Source organism: Psychrobacillus sp. NPDC096389 (genome assembly GCF_044762855.1).
GTDB lineage: Bacteria > Bacillota > Bacilli > Bacillales_A > Planococcaceae > Psychrobacillus.
This window is the reverse complement of record NZ_JBIWFB010000001.1, coordinates 191,998-212,007: the sequence shown is the minus strand read 5'-3', so window position 1 is coordinate 212,007 and position 20,010 is coordinate 191,998. Positions and strand designations below refer to the sequence as shown.

Genomic DNA, 20,010 nt, shown 5'->3' with positions numbered 1-20,010 from the left:
GCACAAGTTTTAATCTATATGTTTCAAAACTTGTGCTTTTTACCGATTCCTCTTTCAATACCGTAGTTTGAACTTTCTTCCAACTTCCTTGTTGTTTTCTCATTATCTCTAATATTACAAAAGGCAGGAACCTGACTTGTTATGCGGGTGGTCTGAACAATAAAATAATTGCTAAAACTGATGCTATCTAACAAGTTTAGTGGCCATTAGGTGCCCCTTGTTAATTCGGACAAAGACCTTCCCATACAACCTTTTGATAGGTCGCTGGATCAGTATCTCCTTCCGTACTTATAAGCAAAATACGAGAATTAGATTCAAGTGAAATTTCGTTGTTAACCGCAGGATCACTAGCTATTTTCCGTAAATGATATAGCAAACCTAATGTTACTGCTCCAGACTCCCCCGAAATGACACGTGGATCATCCTTAAGGGGATTGCCATACACACGCATACCAAGTGCAGCGATATTATCGTTACACGAAAATGTTCCTTTGGCATATTGCCGCAGCAAACGAAATGCGTCCGTATTCGGTTCTCCACAAGCCAATCCAGCCATGATTGTGTTCATATCTCCACTGACAACTTCTCTTGTACCTTCTTTACTTGAAAAAGAGCGATAATAACAATCTGCATGTTCTGGTTCCACTACAACCACAATGGGAGGATTGTTGCGATAATGTTCAACCATATAACCTGTAATTGCCGCCGCAAAAGATCCTACCCCCGCCTGTAGGAAAATATGTGTTGGTTGTTGTCCGTTATCTGCGTCTAGCTGCTCTACGACCTCTTTTGCTATAGAAGCATACCCTTGCGTTATCCAAAGTGGAATATCCTCGTAACCTTCCCATGCCGTATCTTGAACTAGAATCCATCCATTTTCATGCGCTAAGTCAGCGCACAATCTGACCGTATCATCATAATTGATATCCGTAATAGCAGCTTCTGCCCCTTCATCACGAATCGCTTGCAGCCGTCTATTTGTTGAACCTTTTGGCATATAAACGACCGATTTATGTCCTAGCTCCCTTGCCGCCCAAGCAATCCCTCGACCGTGGTTGCCATCTGTTGCAGTAATGAAAGTTAATCCACCAAGCTGTTCCTTGACTCTAGGAGACTGCAACTCTTCAAAAGAAAGATTTTCAATGTTTTCTCCTAAACAATCCGCCAAATACTTGGCGATGGCATATATACCGCCCATTACTTTGAAGGCATTTAAACCAAAACGCTGTGACTCATCTTTCACTCTTATATCTGCAACATTTAAATGTTTAGCTAAATGCTTCAAGTGATAGAGTGGGGTTTCCGTGTATAAACGATGCGTTTTTTGAAACTCATGAATGCTTTTAATCTGCTCTTCCTTAAAATTGGATAACTCCTCTTCGATATATTCAGATGAATAAAAATGATTCGTTGCTAATTTAACATCCGCTTGATTTGTTTTCTGCATGGTAATCTCTCTCCTAACCTAATTTTGTGTTGCTGTAACTCACTGTATGTCTGCAAGATGAGCAACTACATCAGCAGTACATTGGCTCCTGCGAATAAGTCTGATTCCGCTGTGTACTCACGAGGGTTGTGACTAATCCCATCCGTGCTCGGAACAAAAATCATAGCTGCCAGGCAAATACGGGAGATCATCTGTGCATCATGACTAGCGCCAGACGTCATCAGCTTGGACTGAAGCCCACGCTGAGTAGCTGCATACTCCACAAGTTCAACAATATTGTCATCAAAAATAACCGGTTCAAAACGCACCAGTCACTCTACAGAAATGGATACCCCTTTTTATGAAGAACACTTTCTATTTGTTCCCCAGTTCCTGCAACTCGTATAAATCGTTGGTTTGCAATCTCGACTTCAATCTTCAAAACCGCCGCTATCGCATCCGCCATACTTTGCACGACGGGTTGAATATTCATCAAATCCATCTTTTCACCTTCTATTTTTTATACACAATTGTTATAGTCTGCTAATTATACGATAATATAACATAAAACCATCTAGCGCATTATGAATAGTCAAAAAACTTTTTTTTCATACTTCATATAAATTTTCGCTTTCCGTGGACGAGCGTTGAACTTTTTTTTGAGTCAAGAATTCCCCGACATGAGTGGAGATTTTCTTATTTACCTCAAACTATTATGCAATCGACCTTTTAACGCTTGGAACGTCGATCTCTAGGCTTGTGGAACAAATGGAAATTTTCGAAAAATGGTTGCCGTTTTGTACTCGTTTGGATATGATTTTATAAAAGGGAGGAGAAATTCAATGACTAATGACAATGAGGAATTATTTAATAAAGAAAAACAAATTGAACGGAAATTGAAAGTAGAAAGAAGCGAAGGAGAACCAACTTTAGCTTTCAAAGGAGCTTCCATCGCAGCACTGTTAATAGGGGTATCAGCATATCTCATAGGTTTATTTAATGCAGCGATGGAACTGAACGAAAAAGGATACTACTTTGCAATTTTAATATTTGGACTCTATTCATCTGTTTCTTTACAAAAAGCAGTAAGAGATAAAGAGGAAGGAATACCAGTTACGAATATTTACTATGCCATTAGCTGGTTTGCCCTGATCATATCCATTTTAATGATGGCCATCGGTTTATACAATGCAGGTAGTATTGTATTAAGTGAAAAAGGATTTTATGGTATGGCTTTTGTTCTGAGTATATTTGCAGCAATAACAGTTCAGAAAAATGTTAGAGATACACAGAAAGCAAAAGAAATAGATTGAGCAACTTTCCATCTAATTGACAGTCTTCTTTATATAAAATATTCGTTAGTTATTGTCTAGGCAAATCCCACCAGTATAAACACCAAAATTTTAAAAATACTCTTACTGAATTACCCCCACTTCATTTCTTAGTGGGGGTAATTCAATTATTTTCTATCTTCAAATTCTAAACTTGTTCCATCTTTAAATTTTATGTCCATTTCAAACTTTTGATAGTCATCTGGTAAATTGAATGTAGCTAATACTTCTTTAATGGCTTCGTCCTTTGTAGTTTGTTGCGTAATAGTCAGTTGCTTCACTAGCGGATACAATTCATTGAATGCATCCGAACCATTTACCTTTACATTGTTCACCGAATCCTCTATTTTGGATTTGATGGAAATATCACTTTCCCTTTCCAGTTCTGCTTCGTATTCTTGATTATTGGCATATTTAACTTCCAATTCAAAATCAAGATAATTAAGTTCATCTATTTTTTTCTGCATATCTTCTTGACTGACCGTAATTGTTTCGTTGCCATTTACATTCGTGCTAGCAGATTCATCTGGCTCATTTTTTGTATCTACTTCCTCTTGCATATTTCCTTCATTGACAGGAGCTTCATTCACCTGTTGCTCCTCTTTCTTGGCGTTTCCACAAGCAGCTAAGGTAAGCGAAACTGCCAATACTAAGAGAAAAATGTATATTTTCTTCATCCTAGAAAAACCTCCTTTTATTTAATTCATTCCCCACTTTGCAAGATTTCACTCCACATACAAATTGATATTAATAATTGCTTGAATCCCGTATTAAAGGAGGAAAATCATAAGTGACCACAGAAAAAATTTCATAGTTGCCTTTTATAAAAATAAAATACGATTAAACGGAGAGTTCGCTTCAGCAACTCTTCATTTTTGCATCCTAAATTGTTTGTTTTGGACAACATTAATTGCATAATTTTATTTACTGATTATTCTGTTATTGAGAATTTCTCTAGATAATTGAGAAATTGTAGATGAGATTTATGGACACTTTCTTTCTTTTGTGAAGCATGAAAATTAATAAGATTGAGCATTTCATCAATGAAACTACTGTTAACATTCCGACTATGTGAAAATATTAACAATAAATTAAAGCGATATTGTTGACAAACAGGAACGCTCGTACGATAATAATTATGTAATTGTAATTATTATAGTTAAGATGCAGTAAATTTTATTATTACTGCCGTTTAGGACAGGACTATATAACCTAAACTAACTATGAATGAAATCACACTAGGAGGAATTTATATTATGTCTTTAATAGGAAAAGAAATATTACCATTCAAAGCTTCTGCTTTTAATAGCGGTAACGGTGAGTTTATCGAGGTTTCTGAAGAAAACCTAAAAGGTCAATGGAGTGTTGTTTGCTTTTACCCAGCAGATTTTACATTCGTTTGCCCTACTGAACTTGGGGATCTTCAAGATCAATACGCGACACTAAAAGAACTTGGCGTTGAAGTATATTCTGTTTCAACAGACACACATTTTACACATAAAGCTTGGCATGATCACTCAGATGCGATCAGCAAACTGGAATATATCATGATCGGCGACCCTGCACAAACTATTTCACGCAACTTTGATGTACTTGACGAAGAAGCAGGTCTTGCACAACGCGGTACATTCATCATCGATCCAGACGGAGTAGTTCAAGCAGCTGAAATCAATGCGGATGGTATTGGTCGAGATGCAAGTATTCTCGTTGACAAAATCAAAGCGGCACAATATGTTCGCAACAATCCAGGTGAAGTTTGCCCAGCAAAATGGAAAGAAGGCGAAGAAACACTTAAGCCAAGCCTTGACCTTGTAGGGAAAATTTAAGGAGTAGATAGAATCTATGTTAGACGCAGATATAAAAGCACAATTAGCCCAATATCTTGAATTGATGGAGGGCGATGTGCTACTTAAAGTTAGCGCTGGAGACGATAAAGTCTCTCGTGAAATGGCATCACTAGTGGATGAGTTAGCCACGATGTCATCTCACATCAAAGTAGAAATGGTGGACTTAGAAAGAACACCAAGTTTTAGTGTTAATCGTATCGGTGAAGATACTGGCGTTGTTTTTGCTGGTATACCACTTGGACATGAATTTACTTCATTCGTTCTTGCTTTATTACAAGTAAGTGGCAGAGCTCCTAAAGTCGATGAGAAAGTGATTGCACAAGTGAAAAAACTTGAAGGCACTTATCGCTTCGAATCGTATATTAGTTTAAGCTGTCAAAACTGTCCGGAAGTTGTACAAGCACTTAACCTAATGAGCGTGTTAAACCCTAACATTACGCATACGATGATTGACGGGGCAGCGTTTAAAGATGAAGTGGAAAGCAAAAACATCATGGCTGTTCCGACTGTATTACTAAATGGAGAATCATTCTCTAGCGGTCGTATGACTGTCGAAGAAATTCTAGCAAAACTGGGAAGCGGACCAGATGCATCTGAATTCGCGGATAAAGATCCGTATGATGTACTCGTTATCGGCGGTGGACCAGCGGGTGCAAGTGCAGCAATTTATGCGGCACGTAAAGGCATTCGTACAGGGATTGTTGCCAATCGTTTCGGTGGTCAGATTTTGGATACAGCTTCGATCGAAAACTTCATCAGTGTTAAACATACGGAAGGTCCTAAACTTGCTTCAAGTCTTGAGGAACACGTAAAAGAGTACAATGTCGATGTGATGAACTTACAGCGTGCAAAACGTTTGGAGAAGAAAGATCTAGTTGAAATTGAACTGGAGAACGGTGCTGTTCTAAAGAGTAAAACCGTAATCCTTTCAACAGGAGCGCGTTGGCGCAATGTTGGCGTACCTGGTGAGGCTGAGTTTAAAAACAAAGGTGTCGCATACTGCCCACATTGTGATGGCCCATTATTTGCAGGTAAAGATGTTGCTGTTATTGGCGGAGGTAATTCCGGTATCGAGGCAGCGATTGACCTTGCAGGTATTGTTAACCATGTAACCGTTCTTGAATTTATGCCAGAGTTAAAAGCCGATTCTGTTCTACAAGAGCGTCTTTATAGCTTGTCCAACGTTACTGTTCATAAAAATGTTCAAACGAAAGAAATTACCGGTACTGATAACGTAAACGGTATTACTTACATTGAGCGTGAAACAGGTGAAGAAAAGCATGTTGAACTAGCTGGTGTATTTGTTCAAATCGGTCTTGTGCCGAGTACAGAATGGCTAGGTGACGCTGTTGAACGCACGAAATTTGGTGAAATCGTTGTTGATAAGCGTGGTGCAACGAACGTACCTGGCGTATTTGCTGCAGGAGACTGCACGGACAGCGCGTATAAACAGATTATTATTTCGATGGGTTCAGGTGCAACCGCTGCTTTAGGTGCATTCGATTATCTAGTTAGAAATTAATAAGCGCATAGTTTAAGGAACAGGCCTAAAGTGGGCCTGTTCTTTTTTTACTGGCCCAGTCTTATTCGCAAAGCTACCAAGTCAGCACTAGAACAACCAAATTACAGATGAAAGTAATCATTTCTTAAAGTAAAGGGTTTAGTTAATGTTAGATGCCAATTACTATGACGCACCACTATCTCTACATTTTCAACCAAACTTGTAAAGTCATCATCAGTTCCTAAGGTGAATCTAGCATATATTAATTAACTCGAATCATTATCTCCAACCAATATGCTTACTTTAATTCTGTCACTCCAATGGTTTTTGCCCAACAAATTGAATTACATGTGACAATCCGTTATGTTGTTCTCCTTCATAACGGGCAACCTCTCCCATGAAAAAATGAACAATGCGCCAGTCAGCAAAGTTTTCTAGAAACTCTTCCGGGTTGTATAGAAAATCCAGGTTTTGCGGTCCACCACTTTGATACGGGAGCTGATAATGTGAATATACCTCTGTTAGAAAATACCCACCAGGTTTTATAGCAGTCTTTACACCTTGAAGGGTTTTCTCTCGAAGCTCCTTCGGGAAATGACCAAAGATACATACAATTTCATCCCATTTAGCTTCATGCCAGTTTGCCTCGTTTAAATCCACAAGTTCGGTGGAAACCGCTACGTTCCTTTCTTCCGCAAGCTTATTTGTTTTCGCAAGACCAGATTCTGCATAATCCCATGCCGTGACATTCATTCCTTGCTGAGCTAAGTAAACTGCATTACGTCCTTCCCCTTCAGCTATGGCCAAAGCATCACCGCTATTTTTTATTTTCTTCTGAAATTCCTTCAAAAAAGCATTTGGTTCCTTGCCATAGACATAATTCTCTGATTGAAAGCGGGTATTCCAATGGTTCATCTTTTATTCTCCCTTTCATACGTAGTTTTTTGTATCTATAATTGCTAAGTGGAGTATTTTCTATAAAAGTGAATAAACGAAAATCACTCTGATTCAGTTACAATCATTTGATAAATTTTGCTTATCTTTTCATGCAATGATTGCATTTGAACAAAACGCGCTTCCCTTAAAACTTCTTTACCGTCTACAAATAAGAGTAGTGCAGGTACCGTAAAAATCGAAAGACTTCCAGCTATTTCTTCGACATCATCTGCGTTGATATGTCCCAGTTGGATGAGTGGAAATTCTTTTAGTAAACTCTTCACCTGAGGCAATATAGCGTGGCATACGCCACAATTAGTCCTTGAAATATATAAAAAACTAAACTGATGATTCACGATAAAATTATCTACTGAGTCGATTGATGTTAATGTAACCATAATTTCTCCTTTCATTTTCAATAGTTTAAACTTTGTGAGACCAGTCATTAGTAGTATTTTGTTCAACCGCTTAATATCTAACCAAATCTTCAGTGTCGTTACAAATATTAATAAAGTTAAAATCATCTATAATACTATTAAAAAGTCTTTTTTCCTGCCAGTAATCAAACATACGTATTAATTGCCTCTATTAATAGGGACTTCTTTATACTGTAGTGAGTAGCTTGCCAAATTCCCTTTTTACCTTTCAAAATTAGAAGTTGAGGTGATTCATGCTTCACTCCCAAGTCTTTTCCAATCGCATTTGAAACAAGCCTATCTTCTTGTACAATTACTATATATTTAGGGAGTTCTGTTTCAAGTGCTCGTACTTCTTTCATCGCTGATAGACTACTTAGGCATGTAGTGCTGAATTTAAACAGAAGAAAAGGCTGTTCTTTGGACTTTTCCAATAACTCTCGCCATTCTTCAATTGATTTGATTCGTTCCATATGTGTTTAACCTCCAACATTCCCAACACAAGCGCCAGAGCAGCTCGTTTAGACCCGATGCTCATCCACTCGCCAATGCTGAATTTCTTTTTTTATTTCCTCAGGTGTCATGCCAGTTAATGCAGCTTTTGAAGCAAGTCTTGGAAACTCATCATCTGAAGCAAAGCGCAAGGCAATTAGTTGCGATAACGTAATCTTAGAGTCGATTGGTGTTCCCGTTAACATAAAATAGCGTAGTTGTTCCTCCACTCGAATCGTCCGATCTTGAACTTTTAACGCATTCATCCTTGCTAGCAGTCCTGCAATAATACTCATAATCACTAAAGCCATTATTAAAAAAGTAATGAAGGAAAAATCACCTTTCAAAATGCTCGTAATCGTATAGACAATTGCCACCAATAATGTAATGGCACTAATCGGCATGAGGATAAAATGTTGTAATGGGTGAAGACGTGTGTGATTTTCATAGGTTTGCAGCTTTTTTTCTTCCAATTTTATACCTCCTAAAGTTCTCGTAGCTTATTAATTGTTAGTAATTAATATATCTATCCAAATTTTCACTGCCGTTGCAAATATTAATAACGCTAAGACCACCTGTAATACTTTTGTGTTTATCTTTTTTCCACTCATAGCCCCAAGCGGCGCAGCAATTAAGCTTGCGACCACCATGATGATTGATGGCAAGAATTCCACTTGTCCCGTTGATACTTTTCCAGTGATGGCACCTATAGAAGAAATAAGTGTGATTGCTAAGGAAGAGGCAATTGTCATTCTTGTAGGTATTTTTAAAACAGTAAGCATGATAGGTACTAACAAAAATGCACCTCCCGCACCAACAATACCCGCTCCGATTCCAACGACCAATGCAAGTAATGCGGCAAGCCATTTATTAAACTTTATTTGCTCTAGGGGGATGTCATCCAGTCCTTTTTTAGGGATGAACATCATGACAGCTGCAATTATAGCTAATACTCCATATACGGTATTGATTCCACTTTCAGGCATATGTGTAGAGCCTAATCCCCCAAAGAAACTGCCGATTAAAATACTAACCCCCATATAAGCAATCAATCGCTTATTTAATAATCCACTTTTCCGATAGGCAATAACACTACCTATCGTCGCAAAAAACACTTGGATGGCAGTTATTCCCGACACTTCATGGGCTGTAAATTGAGCAATACCCAGTGCAGAGGGGATATACAACAGCATTGGAAAATTAATAATGGATCCACCTATGCCTAACATTCCTGAAATGAATGAGCCTATTAATCCAATGAAGAAAATCGTAGCAATAAAGCCTATATCCATATTTTCCTCCTTCTAAAAAAGGGAACCTGATGCGGCTCCCTCTTTGATTCCCTAAATACTTATTGAAAAAACTTTATAGATAACCCTTTATTTTATCTTACCGAACAACGATTTGGTCCAATTTCCATATCGCGTTGCTTTTCTTCATCAGGGTTAAATTTTCCCATATTTGTTTCACGAATCGCTTGATATGCATTTGGTTGTGGCGGTAAGTTTTCAGTCACCAGTTTTCTAAATACATTTTCATCCTCAATGTTTAGCCCATGATTTGTTTCGTAGAGCGTACTTAACTTTTCAGACACACTACCATTTGCATTTAATTCATCAATAATCATAAAATGTGCTGGCAGTACAATTAGTTCCCCAGATAATTCTCTGTATCTCGTGTATAGACTTTCTCTTAAATCCCCAACCCAGTCTTCCGCTAACCCAGCAAGATCCGGTCTTCCAATGGAATCAATAAATAAAATATCTCCTGATAATAAGAAGCTTTCGTCCACAACAAAGGATGTCGATCCAATTGTGTGACCTGGTGAATATAAAGCATGAATATTTATAGAAGTATTACCAATTGTCACTACATCACCATCTTCTAATGGTTCATAATCAAAAGTTACATCTACAGCATCTTTTGGTGGAAGCAAGTATGTTGCGTTTGTTTTTTCAGCAAGTTTTCTTCCACCAGAAATATGATCTGCATGTAGATGTGTATCAAATACATAGGTAATTTTTGCGCCAATACGATCTGCAAATTCAAGATAGACATTCATCATTCTTGCCGCATCAATAATGGCAGCCTCACCGTTTGAGACGATCATGTAAGACAAGCATCCCTTACCAATTCGTACAAACTGATAAATTTCTCCACCGGATTTGAGATCTCCCACTTTAACAGGTGCTAAATGTTCACTCCATGCTTGCATCCCACCTTCTAAGGAATAAACAGAAAGCCCTGCCTCTGAAAGCATCTCTGCAACCATAATAGATGAACGACCTTTTGCACAAACAACTAGCACATCGTTATCGGAAGGTATCTTATCCAAGATCCCTTCCACTCCATCAATTAATTCGAAGTATGGAACATTTAGATAATCAATATTTTCACCTTCAATTTTCCAGTCTACGAAATCACTTTTATTACGTACGTCTAAAATAAATAGTTTTTCTTTGTTGAATACTTTTTTCGTTAGCTCTTTAACAGTCATTGTATTCACAGCCATTCCATTACCCCCTACGGTATATTTATTTATAAAAAAATATTAAAATGTCAATGTTACATCTGCATCTTTAGCGAACTCTAAAAATGTGACAGCTCCGCCTACTTCAATTCCATCTATAAAGTCTTCTTGATCTAGCCCCATAACATCTATTGTCATTTGACAGCCAATGAATGTAACACCCATTTGTTGTGACATTGCAACCAATTCAGGAATCGCTGGAACATTGGCTTTTGTAAATCCTTCGGCAAAATGCTCTTTTCCTTCCGGCATCGAAAGTTGCTTATTTGCCTCTTTGTGGATTAAGTTCAAACCTTCGAATGTGAAGAAAATAGATACCTCTTGATCTGTCGCAGCTGCTGCAGTTGCGATATTAAACACTTTGTATGCATCAAATAGTCCACCATTGCTTGCGATAATTGCTAATTTTCTATTCATTTGTTTTCCTCCTAGTTTCTTAGTGCTATCATAATATTATTTGGATCAAAGCCTACAATCCATTGACCATTCACTTCAGTTTGAGGTACACCCATTTGCCCCGTCATTTTGACAAGTCGGTCGATAATTTCAGGTTTTGTTTCAACATTCACTTCAGTATAAGGAATGTTTTGTTCTGATAAAAAATTCTTTAACATAACACAATACGGACAATGGTTTGTTGTATAAACTGTTACTAAGTTCATTATCAAATCTCTCCTCACCTATTATAAATAGAAGTTTTTCCAAACTACTACATTATACCTGTACGGGTATTAAAATTTCTAAAAAATTTACTCGACTTTTCCTTCCCAAGAAAGCATTCCACCTTGCATGTTGATTACATTAAATCCATGACTTTCAAGGAATTCTGTTGCACGACCACTTCTTCCTCCTGAACGACAAACCATAATATATTCCTTTGATTTATCTAATTCATGCATACGAAACTCAACCAATCCTAATGGAATGTTTACGGCTCCGGGAATTTTCCCTACTTCCACTTCCTCTACCTCACGCACATCGATAATATTTAATAGCTTTCCTTCATTTATTAAAGACTCCATTTCTTTTGCAATCATTTCTTTCATCGAGATATCCTCCTTCTGTTTTTCATGAGACCCAGGTACTCATGCCACCTTTTACATTTGTTACTTTTGTAAAGCCCAACTTCTTTAACACTTTACTAGCTTTTTGACTTCTCATCCCACTTTGACAAATGACAATCACTTCTTTTTCCTTTGAAAGCTCCTTATCTGCTTTTTGAGAAAGTTGGTGAAGAGGAATATTTTTAAAACCCCTGATATGATTTCCTTTAAACTCACCAGATGTTCGGACATCAATAAATTGCTTATTGTTGTTAATGAGTTCTTCTTTTAAATCAGTTGTTGATAGTTGTTTCACACCTTTTGTTGGTAGAGCCCGTTGTAAGATGAAAACCAAGAAAAGCGCAATTACAATATAACTAACGTATTCCATCTGTTGCATCTCCCTGTTAAATACCTATTACATATACCGGTACGGGTATTTATTAAATTAAAAAAATTAACCCTTTCTTATCCAAAACTTTAATAAGTCACTTTCCTCTTCATGCTTCAAAAGTTCATGCCCACCTGATTTAGCCCATGCTGGAAAATCGCTTTTAGCCCCCTTATCTGTTGTATGAATTTCTAATATTTGACCTGATTCAAGTTCGGATATGGCCATTTTTGTTTTTACGATTGGCATTGGGCATGCTAATCCCTTCGCATCTAATACTTTATTTATCATCATATTTATTCCTCCTCTCATCATTACTGGTACCCCTATGGGTATATTAACAAAAGAAAAAAAAGCTGTCAACCAAACTTTCTTATCTGCTTTTTACAAGTAAGTTGACAGCTTCTTTAATTAGTTCGTCGGTTTTTTCTCCGTTTTTTTCAGCCTCTTGAACACATTCAACTAGGTTTGAACTTACAATTACACCTATTGTTCGATCTACTGCTGAGCGAACAGCTGACAATTGTGTAATGACCTCTTTACAATCTTTATTTTCTTCCATCATTTTTAGAATCCCTCGAAGTTGCCCTTCCATACGCTTTACTCTATTTTTTAGTTGATCATTATATTCCATTGGAACCCACCTCCATGTTAATCACATAATTACTGACAAGCATTATAATATACCCACGCAGGTATGTTGTCAACATTACCATCTGTGCAACCCTATTGATACACACTACTTGTTAATGACAATCGATAATTTATAATTTGCATATTTGTTTAATTCTTCCAAGAACTCATCTAGTATTTCATTCGATGGAAATTTGCATTCTAGAAGGTAACAACCGTCTCCACTGACTTTATTGTTTTGGATGACGTATGGTTCTTGTGTTTTTAGGAACGAAAGATACGGTTTATGGTAAGTATTTTGTGTAAAAATCGTAATAAAAGCATGTATGAAATACCCTAATTTAACTTGATTAACTTTAATTGTATACCCCTCAATCACTCCGTTTTCCTCTAATTTCGCAACCCTCGCTGAAGTAGCTTGTCCTGTCAAATGGACTCTCTCCCCCAATTCTTTCATAGTAATACGACTACTCTTAGATAGTTCATCTAAGATATGCATGTCCGTGTTATCTAACATTTATTCAACTCCTTTCATTAATCAAGTCAAACCCCAAAAAGACTTGATTTTATCTATATATCGGTAATTGACCATAGTATAAACTATATATGAATCATTGAAAAGGAGTTGTAATTATGGATATTAAACAAATTCGAAATGCTACGCTAGTTGTTCAATATGCTGGCAAAAAGTTTTTAATAGACCCAATGTTAGCAGAGAAAGGAACTTATCCACCTTTTGGACCTCAAGTTGGCTTTCCCGATGCACCAAGACAAGATCAAAACAATCCTTTAGTTGGCTTACCAACTTCACTCGACAATATCATATCTGATATTGATGCTGTCATTGTCACTCATCTGCATTTAGACCACTGGGATGATGCTGCTATAGAAGCATTGCCAAAAGATATTAAATTATTTGTCCAGAATGAGGTGGATGCTTCATCAGTTCGCAACGTTGGTTTCAATAATGTAGAGGTTTTACAAGAGGATACAATCTTTGAAGATATCCAATTCATTAAAACAAAAGGCGAGCACGGGAGAGGCCCACTGGTAGAACTTGCTGGTCAAGTGTGTGGTGTTGTCTTCAAACACTTAAGTGAAAAAACTTTATATCTAGCTGGAGATACCGTTTGGTATGAAGGTGTTCAAGAAGTAATCGAAACACATAAGCCAGAAATTATCATTGTAGCTGGCGGAGATAATCAATTCCTAGAAGGCGGTTCGCTCGTAATGGGAAAAGATGATATCTATGAAGTCTATAAAGCTGCACCAAACGCAAAAATTATTTCTAACCATATGGAAGCTGTCAATCACTGGACATTATCAAGAGAAGAATTGAAAAGCTTCAATCAAGAAAAAGGAATCTCTTCTAATATATTAGTGCCAGACGATGGGGAATCTTACTCATTTTAACAAACAAAACAGACAGAACCAAATTCTGTCTGTTTTGTTTCATAATTTAAGCAGAAACGAACCGGGTAACCTCCCACAGTTCTTTAATTTATCCGACTACTTGACTTTTTAAGTTCTCAAATCCAATACGATTAATAAATTTGAACAACGGTTCTCTCTTTTTTCCTTGTTCAGCATAGATATGAATAATTTTTTCGACAGCCTTATAAAGTTGTTCAGGCATTAGCTGCTCCATCAATAAAGTACCTACTTGAGCACCCTTTCCTTTTGCCTTTCCACCAATATATAAATCATATCCATTCCTTACTTTCATTACACCAATATCATTTACTAGAGGTTCACCACATCCAACCGGACATCCCGTATAAGCCGGGCGAAGTGTAAAGGGAACTGGTTTTCCTGCTATTCGCTTATTAAGCTCAATCGCTATAGGCATTCCTTCTTCTTCTGAACCTTTACAAAAGTTACAGGTTCTAAGACTTTTGACAAAGTTCCCAACTGGGTAACAGGATAATCCCACTTCTTTAAATTTTTCCTTGACGTCTTCCACTTTACTTTCAAGTACTTCAATGTAAAGTTGTTGAAAAGTAGTCAACTCCAATTCATCATTGTCACTCATGTACTCTGCTATGACAGCCAGTTGCTTTGCATTTAATTTTGCACCAAATGATATGCCGCCATTTATAGCCAATTTAACCTTTTTCTCTGGTTGATCCATTTCATTTCCTCCACCCGAAACTAATCATATGCAACTATAGGGTAAACAGCGTAGTTTACAGTTATATTACTTTTCTAATTTGACTCTTTGTAAACGTAAGGCATTTAATACAACCGATACGGAACTAAATGCCATCGCAGCCCCTGCAACCCATGGAGCGAGTAAGCCGATTGCTGCAATCGGAATACCAAGTGTATTGTAGCCAAATGCCCAAAATAAGTTTTGTTTAATATTGCGCATTGTTTTACGACTCATAATGATGGCATCAGCAATACTGTTTAAATCTCCACGTATTAGTGTTACATCAGCGGCTTCCATCGCCACGTCTGTTCCTGTTCCAATAGCCATCCCGATATTAGCTGTAGCTAGTGCTGGTGCGTCATTAATACCGTCGCCTACCATCGCTACTTTTCTACCAGCTGCTTGCAGTTTCTTCACTTCTTCTGCTTTACCTTCCGGAAGTACTTCCGCAATCACTGCGTCAACGCCCACCTCTTTCCCGATGGCTTGTGCTGCTCGTTGGTTATCACCTGTCATCATAATTACCTTGATGCCCATTTCTTGTAGGCGGCGAATAGCTTGAGCTGATGTATCTTTAATCGTATCTGCTACAGCAACTAGACCCGCGTATTGTCCATTAATTCCAGCTAGCATCGCTGTTTTACCGTCACTTTCCAATTTCTCCATTACTGGAAGAACCGCTGAAATATCGATGCCGTATTGCTTCATAAGTTTTCGCGTTCCAATGACAACCCCTTGACCTGAAACCGTTGCTTGCACGCCATAACCTGGAATTGCTTCGAAGAATTGGACGTCACCAAGTTCAATACCTTTTTCTCCAATCCCTTGAACAATTGCTTGTGCTAATGGGTGCTCGGATTGTTTTTCTGCTGCACCAATCAATGATAAAAACTTCTCTTCGTCTTGATCATCCACTACTAAAACATCCGTTAATACAGGTTTACCATGTGTTACAGTTCCTGTTTTATCCACAACTACTGTATCAATGCTTTGTGTTTGTTCTAAATGCTCTCCGCCTTTGAATAATATACCGAATTCTGCAGCACGACCCGAACCTGCCATAATAGAAGTTGGTGTCGCTAACCCAAGAGCACATGGACAAGCAATAACTAACACCGCGATTAACACTTCCAGTGCAGGTGTAAACTCACCCGGTTGAACCCAAATGATCCATACTAGGAAGGTGAGGATGGCAATCCCTATTACAATCGGTACAAAAATACCTGAAACTTGGTCCGCCATGCGTTGGATAGGTGCTTTCGATCCTTGTGCATCTTCTACTACTTTAATAATTTGAGCCAACGCGGTGTCACGACCAACTTTAGTTGCTTTCATTTTGATAAAACCATTTTTATTAATCGTCGAACCATATAAGACGTCGCCGCCCTTTTTATCAACTGGTAAACTTTCACCTGTTAACATGGATTCATCCACGGCTGACCTTCCTTCTAATACCTCTCCATCAACAGGAATTTTTTCACCTGGCTTGACTAAAATGGTATCTCCTATTACTACTTCTTCTAATGGTATCTCCTTTTCAATACCGTCACGTAAAACGATAGCTGTTTTTGCTTGAAGTCCCATTAATTTTTTAATCGCTTCAGAGGAACGACCTTTAGCTTTTGCCTCAAATAATTTACCTAAAACAATAAGTGTAATCAGAACAGCACTTGTTTCAAAATATAGATGTGGACTGTGATTTGTCCCCACTGTAATAATCGCCTGATAGACACTATAAAAATAGGCTGCAGAAGTACCCATTACGACAAGTACATCCATATTGGCGCTGCCATTTCGTAGTGATTTGTATGCACCGACATAAAACTGTTTTCCAATAATAAATTGTACCGGCGTTGCCAAAATTAATTGTATCCATGGATTCATTAAGAAGTCAGGTACATATAAAAACGAGGTAAAGGAAAAGTGCGCTACCATCGTCCATAATAAAGGTAACGATAAAATAGCCGATATAATGAACTTGCGTTTCTGATCTTTAATGGCCTTTTCACGATGATCTACTTGTTGCTTTTCCCCTTGCTTTTGATGTGCACCGTAACCAAGTTTCTCTACCTTCGCGATAATGTCTGCAATCGTTACTTCTGATGGATTAAATTCAATTGTTGCTTTTTCAAGTGCTAAATTGACGTTCGCTAATGCAACACCTTGCATTTTATTTAATCCTTTTTCAATACGAGTAGAACATGCTGCACAGGTCATTCCTGTAATATCAAATTCTGCTTTTTGTTTCACAACACCGTAGCCAAGTGCTTCAATTTTCTTTTCAAAATCGGCTTCGTTCAGTTTAGACGGGTCATATTTAATCGATGACTTTTCTAATGCTAAATTGACTGTTGCTTGCTCGACACCTTCCATTTTGTTTAACCCTTTTTCAATACGAGTCGCACATGCCGCACAAGTCATTCCTGTAATTTGTAAACTGGATTCTTTTATTTCTGAACTCACAATACTTACCTCCTCATACCTACATAGGGTATAAATATTTGAAAATGAGAGAGTGCTTTCAAAAGCACTCTTATTCTACGTCATATCCTTGATCTTCAATCGTTTCTTTAATTGTATCAATTGATACTTTGGATTCATCGAATGATACATTCACTTGAGCATCGGCTAAGTTTACTTTTACTTTTTCTACTCCTGCTAATTTACCAACGCTTCCCTCGACTGCATTAACACAATGCCCACATGACATTCCTTGTACCTCTAACGTTAAATTTTTCATATTTTTCTCTCCTTTAATCAGATTTAATATTCCCTTCTTATACACTTAGGGGGTATATATCAATTAAAAAAATAGTTCACATTTTCTAGCGAATCCTATCTTTTTTATTTTTTCATTAGCTTTTGAATCGTTACAACTAACTCGTCTAATACTTCCTCATCACCTTCTGAAAGGCGATCTACGACACAACCTTTTAGGTGACCTTCCAAAAGAATTTTGGCTACACTATTTAAAGCAGCTTGTGTAGCAGACAGTTGAGTGATTACATCATCGCAGTAGACGTCTTTGTCTATCATTCCTTTGATACCACGAATTTGACCTTCGATTCGATTTAATCTAGACGTTAAATTCTTTTTTACATGTTCAGGATGATGACTTTTTCGGCACGAGGTAACATTTTCTGTATTGCAAGTTACTTCATTCACCAAGTTTTCCATTACTTTAACCTCCTATCTTGAATTCACTTTAACATACCTATTAGGGGTATGTAAAGTAGGAAGTTTTATTTTTAAAATTTGGCGTAATAATCGCAATGATTATCCTTTAAATCATAAAAAAAGTAATCACCCTCCTCTAACGTCTAGGTTAGCAAGGTAATTACTTTTTTAAAAATTTATGAAAGACCTTTTGTTTTGTTCCTTATTTTTCTATAGGACCATGGTTAATCATAGATAATGGTTCATTAATCTTAAAAATCTTGCCACGAATATCTTGAATACCAAAAGACGTTAATCGAGCTGAGTGCATTTCTAAATAGGTTTGGGCAGTTTCTTTTGTTTCGAATAGATAGATACCTCCAGCTTCTTTTGCTGCTGCATCCTCCGTCCAAATTTTCCAAATCACACCTGGTTCATCATTAATGCTTTGTGCTAATTCTACAAAACCTTTTGACATTTCTTCTCCATATGGACCTTCCATTTTAAAATCTACTTGTAATAAATAAGCCATTTCAAGTCTCCCTTTTCATTTATTTATATTTGTTCGTCTACTTGTAAGTGTTTGAATGATTCTTTAATATACCTCAATCTACATGAGTCTAATTAGTAAATCAAACATAAAAGATTACACTTAAGATGTCCGCTACTCAAACAAACATTTTCGTATCTATGAAATATCAAAGCTTACAGTTCTAGGACTTCCTCTTTTATACTACTGTTAAGCTTTTCTATAAACTTTTGAGCTACAAAAGAAGGGTTATTGGCTTTCATTATCGCTGATACTACCGCAACGCCAGCAATTCCTTTGTATTGCAATGTATCAATATTTTCTAAAGTAATACCACCAATCGCCACGACAGGAATTGAAACTGTTCTCGTAATTTCTTCCAGTACTCCGTGCGGTAAAAGCTTAGCATCCCCTTTTGTACCTGTAGGAAAAACAGAACCTACTCCGATATAAGTGGCCCCATCTCTTTCAGCATTCATCGCTTCTTCTAATGTCCCTGCAGATACACCCACAATAAAAGAGCTAGGTACGATTTCTTTTACAATAGCAAGAGGTAAATCAGACTGTCCTACATGTACGCCAGCTGCATTTACTGCGATTGCTATGTCTATTCGGTCATTTATAATTAACGGGACATTATAAGCATCTAACAGCTCCTTTAGTGCCTTTGCCTTCTCATAAAACTCCTTACCAGAACTATTTTTTTCACGGAGCTGTACAATCGTCACTCCTCCTTTAATGGCTTGTTCTACAATTGTTAATAACGAATCAACCGGAACCGATTCTTCCGTTACTAAATTCAAAGTCATATTAAGATTCAACAATAGAAACCTCTTTTCCCCATATATATCCATCCAAATGAAAAATCTCATCCATCAATTTCACTTTAAAGTGACCAATTCCTGCACCTTCAGGAAGGTTCCTTTTCGCTCTTTCTCCTGCTAGACTCATAGCTGACATGCCCGCGATACTTGCAGAAAAATAATCATTTGTCGTTCCTGCAAAGCTACCTATTAAAGAAGTTGTCATGCATCCTGTACCTGTTACTTTAGTTAACCAAGTATCCCCATTTTCAATTTGAACAATTTCTTTTCCATCGGATACAACATCGACTTTTCCACTGACTACCACTACACAAGAAAAAAGATTTGCAGCTTTTATAGCAAGTTCTTTCGCTTCTAAAGAGTTATCCGTTGAATCTACACCTCGTGTTTTCCCTTTTCCACCAACTAAAGAATTTATCTCACTTGCATTTCCTCTAATAATTGTTACCCTTACCTTTTCCAATAGTTCGGCTGCTAATTTTTTTCGAAAAGTTGTAGCTCCTACACCCACTGGATCAAATATGACGGGTATTCCTTTCTCGTTTGCCGCTTTCCCAGCAAGTATCATTGCAGAAAAAGTTTCCGATTGAATCGTCCCTATATTCAGTACTAATGCGTTTGCTAATTGCACCATTTCCTCTACTTCTTCTACACTTGTTGCCATTACAGGCGAAGCCCCGATTGCAAGGGTTACATTGGCACAATCATTGATTGTAACTGCATTTGTTATATGGTGAACGAGCGGGTTCCCTTTGCGGACAAGCGTAAAAAGATCACCTACTACTTTTTTATTCATTTAGTAT

At 37.4% G+C, this 20,010-nt stretch carries 28 protein-coding genes; 4 read left to right on the top strand and 24 right to left on the bottom strand.

Features of this window, described 5'->3' with window-relative positions:
* Positions 1 to 220: 220 nt before the first annotated feature.
* The 3 genes from dpaL to ACIQ38_RS01055 all read right to left on the bottom strand — a co-directional run bounded on the left by dpaL (position 221) and on the right by ACIQ38_RS01055 (position 1,928).
* On the bottom strand, positions 221 to 1,447 hold the full coding sequence (dpaL, locus tag ACIQ38_RS01065) for a diaminopropionate ammonia-lyase (RefSeq protein ID WP_402816963.1): 1,227 nt from the start codon (positions 1,445 to 1,447) through the stop codon (positions 221 to 223).
* Between the two features lie 65 nt (positions 1,448 to 1,512).
* Positions 1,513 to 1,710: a M20/M25/M40 family metallo-hydrolase gene (locus ACIQ38_RS01060; RefSeq protein WP_402819522.1), complete on the bottom strand. Its 198-nt coding sequence runs from the start codon at positions 1,708 to 1,710 to the stop codon at positions 1,513 to 1,515.
* 53 nt (positions 1,711 to 1,763) lie between these two features.
* On the bottom strand, positions 1,764 to 1,928 hold the full coding sequence (locus tag ACIQ38_RS01055; protein ID WP_402816961.1) for a hypothetical protein: 165 nt from the start codon (positions 1,926 to 1,928) through the stop codon (positions 1,764 to 1,766).
* A 340-nt stretch (positions 1,929 to 2,268) separates the two neighbouring features.
* On the opposite strand from ACIQ38_RS01055, the gene yiaA reads away from it, so the two are divergent.
* Complete coding sequence (yiaA, locus tag ACIQ38_RS01050) at positions 2,269 to 2,739, top strand: inner membrane protein YiaA (protein WP_402816959.1); 471 nt, start codon at positions 2,269 to 2,271, stop codon at positions 2,737 to 2,739.
* A gap of 146 nt (positions 2,740 to 2,885) precedes the next feature.
* On the opposite strand, the gene ACIQ38_RS01045 is transcribed toward yiaA, so the two are convergent.
* On the bottom strand, positions 2,886 to 3,434 hold the full coding sequence (locus tag ACIQ38_RS01045) for a YusW family protein (RefSeq protein ID WP_402816957.1): 549 nt from the start codon (positions 3,432 to 3,434) through the stop codon (positions 2,886 to 2,888).
* Positions 3,435 to 4,013: 579 nt separating this feature from the next.
* Between ACIQ38_RS01045 and ahpC the strand changes: the two genes are divergently transcribed.
* Both ahpC and ahpF read left to right on the top strand, forming a co-directional pair.
* Positions 4,014 to 4,583, top strand: coding sequence for an alkyl hydroperoxide reductase subunit C (ahpC, locus tag ACIQ38_RS01040; RefSeq protein ID WP_402816955.1), 570 nt, complete (start codon positions 4,014 to 4,016; stop codon positions 4,581 to 4,583).
* Positions 4,584 to 4,599: 16 nt separating this feature from the next.
* The gene (ahpF, locus tag ACIQ38_RS01035; RefSeq protein WP_402816953.1) at positions 4,600 to 6,126 is read left to right on the top strand and encodes an alkyl hydroperoxide reductase subunit F; all 1,527 of its coding nucleotides are present in this window, start codon (positions 4,600 to 4,602) and stop codon (positions 6,124 to 6,126) included.
* Positions 6,127 to 6,417: 291 nt separating this feature from the next.
* Here ahpF and ACIQ38_RS01030 read toward each other — a convergent pair whose 3' ends face one another.
* From ACIQ38_RS01030 to ACIQ38_RS00970, 13 genes are all read right to left on the bottom strand, one after another.
* A complete protein-coding gene (locus ACIQ38_RS01030) occupies positions 6,418 to 7,020 on the bottom strand; it encodes a class I SAM-dependent methyltransferase (protein WP_402816951.1) in 603 nt (200 codons plus the stop codon).
* 83 nt (positions 7,021 to 7,103) lie between these two features.
* On the bottom strand, positions 7,104 to 7,439 hold the full coding sequence (locus tag ACIQ38_RS01025) for a thioredoxin family protein (RefSeq protein WP_402819519.1): 336 nt from the start codon (positions 7,437 to 7,439) through the stop codon (positions 7,104 to 7,106).
* A 164-nt stretch (positions 7,440 to 7,603) separates the two neighbouring features.
* Positions 7,604 to 7,930, bottom strand: coding sequence for a bacillithiol system redox-active protein YtxJ (gene ytxJ, locus ACIQ38_RS01020; RefSeq protein WP_402816949.1), 327 nt, complete (start codon positions 7,928 to 7,930; stop codon positions 7,604 to 7,606).
* 48 nt (positions 7,931 to 7,978) lie between these two features.
* A complete protein-coding gene (locus tag ACIQ38_RS01015) occupies positions 7,979 to 8,422 on the bottom strand; it encodes a DUF6526 family protein (protein ID WP_402816947.1) in 444 nt (147 codons plus the stop codon).
* A gap of 30 nt (positions 8,423 to 8,452) precedes the next feature.
* Positions 8,453 to 9,241 (bottom strand): sulfite exporter TauE/SafE family protein, encoded by a 789-nt coding sequence (locus tag ACIQ38_RS01010; RefSeq protein ID WP_402816945.1) that lies wholly within the window; start codon positions 9,239 to 9,241, stop codon positions 8,453 to 8,455.
* A gap of 92 nt (positions 9,242 to 9,333) precedes the next feature.
* Complete coding sequence (locus tag ACIQ38_RS01005; protein WP_402816943.1) at positions 9,334 to 10,461, bottom strand: MBL fold metallo-hydrolase; 1,128 nt, start codon at positions 10,459 to 10,461, stop codon at positions 9,334 to 9,336.
* A 39-nt stretch (positions 10,462 to 10,500) separates the two neighbouring features.
* Positions 10,501 to 10,896, bottom strand: a complete 396-nt coding sequence (locus ACIQ38_RS01000; protein ID WP_402816941.1) for a DsrE/DsrF/DrsH-like family protein — start codon at positions 10,894 to 10,896, stop codon at positions 10,501 to 10,503.
* An 11-nt stretch (positions 10,897 to 10,907) separates the two neighbouring features.
* Positions 10,908 to 11,141, bottom strand: coding sequence for a glutaredoxin family protein (locus ACIQ38_RS00995; protein ID WP_402816939.1), 234 nt, complete (start codon positions 11,139 to 11,141; stop codon positions 10,908 to 10,910).
* 87 nt (positions 11,142 to 11,228) lie between these two features.
* A complete protein-coding gene (locus tag ACIQ38_RS00990) occupies positions 11,229 to 11,525 on the bottom strand; it encodes a rhodanese-like domain-containing protein (protein WP_402816937.1) in 297 nt (98 codons plus the stop codon).
* A gap of 22 nt (positions 11,526 to 11,547) precedes the next feature.
* Positions 11,548 to 11,913 (bottom strand): rhodanese-like domain-containing protein, encoded by a 366-nt coding sequence (locus ACIQ38_RS00985; RefSeq protein WP_402816935.1) that lies wholly within the window; start codon positions 11,911 to 11,913, stop codon positions 11,548 to 11,550.
* 66 nt (positions 11,914 to 11,979) lie between these two features.
* Positions 11,980 to 12,207 carry a sulfurtransferase TusA family protein gene (locus ACIQ38_RS00980; protein WP_402816933.1) on the bottom strand — a complete coding sequence of 76 codons (228 nt, stop codon included), beginning with the start codon at positions 12,205 to 12,207 and terminating at the stop codon, positions 11,980 to 11,982.
* Between the two features lie 79 nt (positions 12,208 to 12,286).
* Entirely contained in the window at positions 12,287 to 12,547 is a 261-nt protein-coding gene (locus ACIQ38_RS00975; RefSeq protein ID WP_142607470.1) for a metal-sensitive transcriptional regulator, read from the bottom strand.
* A gap of 105 nt (positions 12,548 to 12,652) precedes the next feature.
* A complete protein-coding gene (locus ACIQ38_RS00970) occupies positions 12,653 to 13,063 on the bottom strand; it encodes an Lrp/AsnC family transcriptional regulator (RefSeq protein WP_402816930.1) in 411 nt (136 codons plus the stop codon).
* A gap of 116 nt (positions 13,064 to 13,179) precedes the next feature.
* Here ACIQ38_RS00970 and ACIQ38_RS00965 point away from each other — a divergent pair, with 116 nt between their 5' ends.
* Positions 13,180 to 13,959, top strand: coding sequence for an MBL fold metallo-hydrolase (locus tag ACIQ38_RS00965; protein ID WP_402816928.1), 780 nt, complete (start codon positions 13,180 to 13,182; stop codon positions 13,957 to 13,959).
* 88 nt (positions 13,960 to 14,047) lie between these two features.
* On the opposite strand, the gene ACIQ38_RS00960 is transcribed toward ACIQ38_RS00965, so the two are convergent.
* From ACIQ38_RS00960 to thiM, 7 genes are all read right to left on the bottom strand, one after another.
* Positions 14,048 to 14,677 carry a nitrite reductase gene (locus ACIQ38_RS00960; protein WP_402816926.1) on the bottom strand — a complete coding sequence of 210 codons (630 nt, stop codon included), beginning with the start codon at positions 14,675 to 14,677 and terminating at the stop codon, positions 14,048 to 14,050.
* A 66-nt stretch (positions 14,678 to 14,743) separates the two neighbouring features.
* Positions 14,744 to 17,161: a heavy metal translocating P-type ATPase gene (locus ACIQ38_RS00955; RefSeq protein ID WP_402816924.1), complete on the bottom strand. Its 2,418-nt coding sequence runs from the start codon at positions 17,159 to 17,161 to the stop codon at positions 14,744 to 14,746.
* A gap of 70 nt (positions 17,162 to 17,231) precedes the next feature.
* A complete protein-coding gene (copZ, locus tag ACIQ38_RS00950; protein ID WP_402816922.1) occupies positions 17,232 to 17,438 on the bottom strand; it encodes a copper chaperone CopZ in 207 nt (68 codons plus the stop codon).
* Between the two features lie 104 nt (positions 17,439 to 17,542).
* On the bottom strand, positions 17,543 to 17,875 hold the full coding sequence (locus tag ACIQ38_RS00945) for a metal-sensitive transcriptional regulator (protein ID WP_402816920.1): 333 nt from the start codon (positions 17,873 to 17,875) through the stop codon (positions 17,543 to 17,545).
* Between the two features lie 202 nt (positions 17,876 to 18,077).
* Positions 18,078 to 18,386 (bottom strand): monooxygenase, encoded by a 309-nt coding sequence (locus ACIQ38_RS00940; protein ID WP_402816918.1) that lies wholly within the window; start codon positions 18,384 to 18,386, stop codon positions 18,078 to 18,080.
* A gap of 173 nt (positions 18,387 to 18,559) precedes the next feature.
* The gene (thiE, locus tag ACIQ38_RS00935) at positions 18,560 to 19,207 is read right to left on the bottom strand and encodes a thiamine phosphate synthase (protein ID WP_402816916.1); all 648 of its coding nucleotides are present in this window, start codon (positions 19,205 to 19,207) and stop codon (positions 18,560 to 18,562) included.
* Positions 19,194 to 20,003 (bottom strand): hydroxyethylthiazole kinase, encoded by an 810-nt coding sequence (gene thiM, locus ACIQ38_RS00930; protein ID WP_402816914.1) that lies wholly within the window; start codon positions 20,001 to 20,003, stop codon positions 19,194 to 19,196. The genes thiE and thiM overlap by 14 nt, the downstream gene beginning before the upstream one ends.
* Positions 20,004 to 20,010: the final 7 nt, after the last annotated feature.